The following is a 6,140-nucleotide window of genomic DNA, read 5'->3' on the forward strand; positions in this document are numbered from 1 at the left end:
TCAACCCTCCTTCGCGGGCGTTGGAGCAGATTGACCGCTGTCTTTCAAAGCCTTGGTCACTTCCGGCGGCATGTACTTCTCGTCGTGCTTGGCCAGCACTTCGTCGGCCACCACCACGCCGTCAGCGTTGAGCTTGCCCAGGGCAACAATGCCCTGCCCTTCGCGGAACAGGTCCGGAAGGATGCCGCGGTAGCTGATGGTCACGGATTTACTGAAGTCGGTGACGATGAATTTCACGTCCAGCGAATCGCCGGAACGTTGCAGCGAACCTTTCTCGACCATGCCGCCGGCGCGGATGCGCGTGTCTTGCGGGGCTTCGCCGTTGGCGATCTGGGTCGGGGTGTAAAACAGATTGATGTTCTGCTGCAGGGCGCTCAGGGCCAGGCCGACGGCAGCACCGACACCGACCAGGATCGCGAGAATGATGATAAGACGCTTTTTGCGCAGCGGATTCACTTGCCGTTCTCCCGGCGCAGACGACGCGCCTCTTGTTGCAGATACCGCTTGCGGGCCAGGATTGGCGCCGCCACGTTGAGGGCCAGCACCGCCAGGCAGATGCCATAGGCTGACCAGACATACAGGGCATGATGGCCCATGGCGAGGAAGTCGCCGAATGAAGCAAAACTCATCGAGCGGCCTCCAGACTGTTCTGCACTTCGGCCTTGACCCAACTGGCGCGGGCTTCACGCTTGAGCACTTCAAGGCGCATGCGCAGCAGCAACACCGCACCAAAGAAACAGTAGAAACCCAGCACCGTCAGCAGCAGTGGCAGCCACATCTCGGCGGGCATTGCCGGTTTTTCGGTGAGGGTGAACGTCGCGCCCTGGTGCAGGGTATTCCACCACTCCACCGAGTATTTGATGATCGGGATGTTGATCACGCCGACAATCGCCAATACCGCGCAGGCCTTGGCGGCACTGTCACGATTGCTGATCGCATTGCCCAGCGCAATAAGACCGAAGTACAGAAACAGCAGAATAAGCATGGACGTAAGTCGTGCATCCCAGACCCACCACGAGCCCCAGGTCGGTTTGCCCCAGATCGCGCCGGTGACCAGCGCCACGGCGGTCATCCAGGCGCCGATGGGCGCCGCGCATTGCAGGGCGACGTCGGCCAGCTTCATCTTCCACACCAGCCCGACGATGCCACAGATCGCCAGCATCACGTAGATGGACTGGGCCAGCATGGCGGCCGGAACGTGGATATAAATGATGCGAAAGCTGTTGCCTTGCTGGTAGTCCGGCGGCGCGAAGGCCAGGCCCCACACTACACCAACGCTGATCAGCAGCAACGCCGCGACACTCAGCCACGGCAGCAATTTGCCGCTGATGCCGTAAAACCACTTGGGCGAGCCGAGCTTATGAAACCAAGTCCAGTTCATTACTGTTTCCATCACGGTTGCTGCTCGCCATCACGAGCAGCGAAGGGTCTGCCTTTCATTTAAAAGAAAGCGATCAAAAATTGATCAGACCTCATTATTATTCGCCGACGCTGATCTTCAGGCCAGCAGCTATTGCAAAAGGTGTCAGGGTTATCGCCAGGGCGGTCAGGCTACCAAGCCACAGCAGATAACCGGTCGCCGGCATGCCCTGCAATGCCGCCTGCAAGGCGCCACTGCCAAGAATCAACACCGGGATGTACAACGGCAGAATCAGCAGCGCCAGTAACAGGCCACCGCGCTTCAATCCCACCGTCAGGGCTGCGCCCACCGCACCGAGCAGGCTCAGCACCGGTGTACCCAGCAACAAGGAAAGCAGCAACACCGGCAGACAGGCGGTTGGCAAACCGAGCATCAATGCCAGCAGTGGAGCGAGCAAAACTAGTGCCAGGCCAGAGAAGGACCAGTGTGCCAGTACCTTGGCCAAAACCAGAAGAGGCAGGGGGTGCGACGAAAGGACCCACTGCTCAAGCGATCCGTCTTCGAAATCACTGCGGAAAAGCCCGTCCAGCGAGAGCAAAACCGATAAAAGGGCCGCTACCCAGACCAGTCCCGGAGACAAGGTTTGCAACAATTGAGACTCGGGTCCGACCGCCAACGGGAACAGGGAAACGACGATCGCGAAGAATACGAGCGGATTGGCCAACTCCGCCGGACGGCGGAACAACAATCGGGCTTCACGGGCGACCAACAGGCCGAAAACACTCATACGGCCCAATTCCCCAGATCAATGTCGCGATAGCCGGCCGGCATCCGGGTCAGCGTGTGGTGAGTGGTCAAGACCACCATGCCGCCGCGCTCGCAGTGTGCGGCCAGGTGTTCTTCGAGTTGTGCCACGCCTTGTTTGTCGAGCGCAGTGAACGGCTCATCGAGGATCCATAACGGCGGGCTTTCCAGGTACAACCGCGCCAACGCCACCCGGCGCTGTTGCCCGGCAGACAGCGTGTGACAGGGAACATCCTCGAAACCGCGCAGTCCGACAGCCGTCAGCGCCTGCCAGATCGCCTCATGGGAGGCCGGTTGATGCAGGGCGCAGAGCCAGCTCAGATTCTCTTCCGGCGTCAGCAGATCCTTGATCCCGGCGGCATGGCCGATCCACAGCAGGTTACGCGCCAGCTCAAAGCGTTGCTCGTTCAATGGCTGGCCGTTGAGCAGCACCTGACCGGCAGTCGGCTGCATCAGACCGCAAAGAAGACGTAAAAGGCTGGTTTTGCCACTGCCGTTGGGGCCGCTGATTTGCAACATTTCGCCACTGGCCAGTCTCAATTCGAGATTTTCGAAGAGCAGCCGAAGGTCTCGCTCACAGGCGAGGGCAACGGTTTGCAGGACAGGACTGGTCAAGAGATCACGGGCCTTTTGGGTTCAAGTCGGCAGTGGAGCGGCCGTTAAAGATATGCAGGATAAATGCATTGGCGGCCCGTTCTAAGGAGCTGGATCAAGTATTTGAAATGTTTTCAGCGCCCCGGATACAACGGGGCGGCATTATACATGCCATGCTCCCCTCTCAAGAGGGCAATTTCCTCAGGTTGTGACCGCGTATGACAGGCGAAATGAACATCCTCCCGCTACCGCAGCCCGTGCCTACGACCTCACGTCCGTTGGCGGTCAGCGGCGAGTTGCTCAAGTTGCTGACGCCAATGGAAGGCCTGATCACTGCCGGTCAGACCGCCAAGGCCGAAGTGCTGTCGCTCAAGCAGGCGGATCAAACCTTTCAACTGTTGCTCAAGGTCACCCTCGACAGCGGCCGTCAGACCACGGTCCAGGCCACCAGCACGCAACCGCTGCCTCAGGGCACCAGCCTGGCGATCACTCAGCCGTCGGCGGGTAATCTGGCCGTCACCGTGCAACAGGCCATCGCCTCCAGCGTCGCCACTCTCACTCGTATCGACACCGCGCAACTGCCGGTCGGCACGCTGCTGCAAGGCAAAGTGCTGACCTCTCAGGTGTTGCCGCAGGTGCCGGGCCAGCCGACGGTGTTTCGCTCGATGGTGAGCTTGCTCAACACCGCGTTGAGCGGCAGCACCCTGAGCATCGACAGCCCGACGCCGCTGCGCATCGGCACCTTGCTGAGCGCGCTGGTGCAGGACACCCAGACGTTGAAGTTCGTCCCGTTGAGCAGCCGCCAGGAACAATTGGCCGTCACGCAGCAACTGGTCAGCCAACAAAGCCGTCAGGGTTCGCTGGACGGCTTGATCAAGCTTCTGCAAAACCTGCCGGCATCGGACCAGACTTCCAGCGACCTGCGTGCCGCCGTCGACAAACTGCTCGCCGGCCTGCCCGATGTCCGGCAACTCAGCACGCCCAAAGGCCTGGCCCTGGCGTTGGCCAACAGCGGCATGTTCCTGGAAAGCAAACTGCTCGCCGGACAGAACCCCACGCTCGGCCCGGACATGAAAGGCGATCTGCTCAAGCTGATCGCACAACTGACGCCAGGCCTGCCGGCCAACACCAATCTCAACGCGATCATTGCCGCCAACACACTGGCCCAGGCCATGCCGCACTTCGTGCGCAGCGCCCTCGGCATGCTCGGTCAGGTCAGCGCCAAACCGCAGCCAACCAGCTTCCCGCTGCCCGAGCGCCTGCTCCAAAGCATGGACGGCGAAGGCGATCTCGAGCACCTGCTGCGTTTGGCAGCAGCGGCGGTTTCACGCCTGCAAAGCCATCAACTGTCGAGCCTGGAACAGACGGGTGTCACTGACGACGGACGGTTGATGAGCACCTGGCAACTGGAAATCCCGATGCGCAATCTGCAGGACATCGTGCCGTTGCAGGTCAAGTTCCAGCGCGAAGAAGCGCCCGAGAAAGAACAGCAAAACGAACGCCGCGACGAGCGCGAACCCAAACAACAATTGTGGCGAGTGGACCTGGCGTTCGACATGGAGCCCTTGGGCCCGTTGCAGATTCAAGCACAACTGATCAAAGGCAGCCTGTCCAGCCAGCTGTGGGCCGAACGCCCGTACACCGCCAGCCTGATCGAAAGTCATCTGGCCGAACTGCGCCAGCGCCTGCTGGCGTCCGGCCTGAATGTCGGCGATCTCGATTGCCACCTCGGCACACCGCCACAAGGCCCTCAAACCCGTCTCGAACAACGCTGGGTCGACGAAACCGCATGAAAAACCCCAACACCCCGCGCCAGGCCATCGCCCTCAAGTACGACGGTAGCCACGCCCCTACCCTCACGGCCAAAGGTGACGAAGCACTGGCCGAAGCCATTCTGAAGATTGCCCGCGAATGCGAAGTGCCGATCTACGAGAACGCCGAGCTGGTGAAACTGCTGGCGCGGATGGAATTGGGGGAGAGTATTCCGGAGGAGTTGTATCGCACGATTGCCGAGATTATTGCGTTTGCGTGGAATTTGAAGGGGAAGTTTCCGGCGGGGCATGATCCGAATGCGCCGATGGTGGAGAAGGACATCACCGATCGCGGGGATGACTATTGATTCTGTGTTGAATGCAAAAAGATCGCAGCCTCGTTTCACTCGACAGCTCCTACACGGGGTACGCCATCCCAATGTAGGAGCTGTCGAGTGAAACGAGGCTGCGATCTTTTGATTGCTTAGTTCTTGTGCAACTTACTCATCAACTCCGCCTCAGCCTGGGTCAAGCCACAAGACTGAGTCAGTTCATCGACGCTCGCGCCCATACCGACCAGTTTTGCCGCCTGGGCAAACGACAGGCTGGACGGATCGCGCTGTTCCAGCTGAGCCAGTTTGTCCGGCAACGGGCCAACCACCGCGCGTAGCTCGTGCAGGTCTTCACCCATGCGCACGTTGCCGCTCTGGTAGTCCTCGACACGCCGGGACAGGTCCTTGATGCGCTGATCGCGCAGCGCGTCGCCCTGGGCCTGTTGCGCGGCGATCAGTCGTTGGCCTCGTATGTACGCCAGAAACATCGCCAGCGTGCCTGCCCAAAAGAGGAACAGGACAATGACCGCCACCTCAAGAATCAATCAGATGTTCTCCAGGTCCGACCACTCTTCTTCGCTCATCATCTTGTCCAGCTCGACCAGGATCAGCAGTTCGTTGTTCTTGTTGCACACGCCTTGAATGAACTTGGCGGATTCTTCGTTACCGACGTTCGGCGCGGTCTCGATTTCCGACTGACGCAGGTAAACCACTTCGGCCACGCTGTCGACCATGATCCCGACCACTTGCTTGTCGGCTTCGATGATGACGATACGGGTGTTATCGCTGATCTCGGCGTTCATCAGGCCGAAGCGCTGACGGGTGTCGATCACGGTGACCACGTTACCGCGCAGGTTGATGATGCCCAGCACGTAGCTCGGGGCACCCGGGACCGGGGCGATTTCGGTGTAACGCAGGACTTCCTGAACGCGCATCACGTTGATGCCGTAGGTTTCATTGTCCAGTTTGAAGGTTACCCATTGCAGGATCGGATCTTCAGAACCTTTTGCATTCGTCGCTTGATTACTCATACCCTGACCCCTCGAAAAACCGCTTCTGGCGGTGTGTGTTCTGTTGGCGGCATTCAACAATGCCGTCGCATACTTGTTATGTCGGCAGCTATGTCGGTTTGTGTAGCGGCTTGCTGCCGCTCATGTGCTTTGCCCCGCCGCTGGCGATCAACTCGGCCAGGGCGGAAACGTCCAGCAGCGCACACATGTGCTCAATCACCGTGCCGGCGAGCCATGGCCGCTGACCTCGATGACTTCTCCATTTGATTTCGTTCGGGTCCAGGCGCAA

At 59.8% G+C, this 6,140-nt stretch carries 9 protein-coding genes and 1 pseudogene; 2 read left to right on the forward strand and 8 right to left on the reverse strand.

Annotated elements, in window-relative coordinates; genetic code table 11:
* The 5 genes from ccmE to ccmA form a co-directional block, all read right to left on the reverse strand.
* Complete coding sequence (gene ccmE, locus WLY71_RS19725; protein WP_283183583.1) at positions 1-456, reverse strand: cytochrome c maturation protein CcmE; 456 nt, start codon at positions 454-456, stop codon at positions 1-3.
* A complete protein-coding gene (gene ccmD / locus WLY71_RS19730) occupies positions 453-629 on the reverse strand; it encodes a heme exporter protein CcmD (RefSeq protein ID WP_008145547.1) in 177 nt (58 codons plus the stop codon). The genes ccmE and ccmD overlap by 4 nt, the downstream gene beginning before the upstream one ends.
* Positions 626-1,381 (reverse strand): heme ABC transporter permease, encoded by a 756-nt coding sequence (locus WLY71_RS19735; RefSeq protein WP_046054301.1) that lies wholly within the window; start codon positions 1,379-1,381, stop codon positions 626-628. Before WLY71_RS19735 ends, ccmD begins: the two co-directional genes overlap by 4 nt.
* Positions 1,382-1,478: 97 nt before the next feature.
* Positions 1,479-2,147: a heme exporter protein CcmB gene (ccmB, locus tag WLY71_RS19740; protein WP_008155797.1), complete on the reverse strand. Its 669-nt coding sequence runs from the start codon at positions 2,145-2,147 to the stop codon at positions 1,479-1,481.
* Positions 2,144-2,779, reverse strand: coding sequence for a cytochrome c biogenesis heme-transporting ATPase CcmA (gene ccmA / locus WLY71_RS19745; RefSeq protein ID WP_007894233.1), 636 nt, complete (start codon positions 2,777-2,779; stop codon positions 2,144-2,146). The genes ccmB and ccmA overlap by 4 nt, the downstream gene beginning before the upstream one ends.
* A gap of 197 nt (positions 2,780-2,976) precedes the next feature.
* Between ccmA and fliK the strand changes: the two genes are divergently transcribed.
* Positions 2,977-4,551: a flagellar hook-length control protein FliK gene (gene fliK / locus WLY71_RS19750; RefSeq protein ID WP_347804881.1), complete on the forward strand. Its 1,575-nt coding sequence runs from the start codon at positions 2,977-2,979 to the stop codon at positions 4,549-4,551.
* Positions 4,548-4,877 (forward strand): EscU/YscU/HrcU family type III secretion system export apparatus switch protein, encoded by a 330-nt coding sequence (locus tag WLY71_RS19755; protein ID WP_347804882.1) that lies wholly within the window; start codon positions 4,548-4,550, stop codon positions 4,875-4,877. Before fliK ends, WLY71_RS19755 begins: the two co-directional genes overlap by 4 nt.
* Positions 4,878-4,993: 116 nt before the next feature.
* Here WLY71_RS19755 and WLY71_RS19760 read toward each other — a convergent pair whose 3' ends face one another.
* The 3 genes and pseudogenes from WLY71_RS19760 to WLY71_RS19770 form a co-directional block, all read right to left on the reverse strand.
* Positions 4,994-5,386, reverse strand: a complete 393-nt coding sequence (locus WLY71_RS19760) for a DUF2802 domain-containing protein (protein WP_347804883.1) — start codon at positions 5,384-5,386, stop codon at positions 4,994-4,996.
* The gene (locus WLY71_RS19765) at positions 5,387-5,872 is read right to left on the reverse strand and encodes a chemotaxis protein CheW (RefSeq protein ID WP_008155806.1); all 486 of its coding nucleotides are present in this window, start codon (positions 5,870-5,872) and stop codon (positions 5,387-5,389) included. It abuts the gene before it with no gap.
* A gap of 88 nt (positions 5,873-5,960) precedes the next feature.
* A pseudogene (locus tag WLY71_RS19770) lies at positions 5,961-6,140 on the reverse strand (chemotaxis protein CheW); the annotation flags it as partial.

Source organism: Pseudomonas rossensis (assembly GCF_039888995.1).
Lineage (GTDB): Bacteria > Pseudomonadota > Gammaproteobacteria > Pseudomonadales > Pseudomonadaceae > Aquipseudomonas > Aquipseudomonas rossensis.

Excerpts from the sequence above, each read along its gene's own strand:
- ccmB (WP_008155797.1), bottom strand. The coding sequence starts at position 2,147 with ATGAGTGTTTTCGGCCTGTTGGTCGCCCGTGAAGCCCGATTGTTGTTC.
- WLY71_RS19755 (WP_347804882.1), top strand. The coding sequence starts at position 4,548 with ATGAAAAACCCCAACACCCCGCGCCAGGCCATCGCCCTCAAGTACGAC.
- WLY71_RS19735 (WP_046054301.1), bottom strand. The coding sequence starts at position 1,381 with ATGAACTGGACTTGGTTTCATAAGCTCGGCTCGCCCAAGTGGTTTTAC.
- fliK (WP_347804881.1), top strand. The coding sequence starts at position 2,977 with ATGACAGGCGAAATGAACATCCTCCCGCTACCGCAGCCCGTGCCTACG.
- WLY71_RS19765 (WP_008155806.1), bottom strand. The coding sequence starts at position 5,872 with ATGAGTAATCAAGCGACGAATGCAAAAGGTTCTGAAGATCCGATCCTG.
- ccmD (WP_008145547.1), bottom strand. The coding sequence starts at position 629 with ATGAGTTTTGCTTCATTCGGCGACTTCCTCGCCATGGGCCATCATGCC.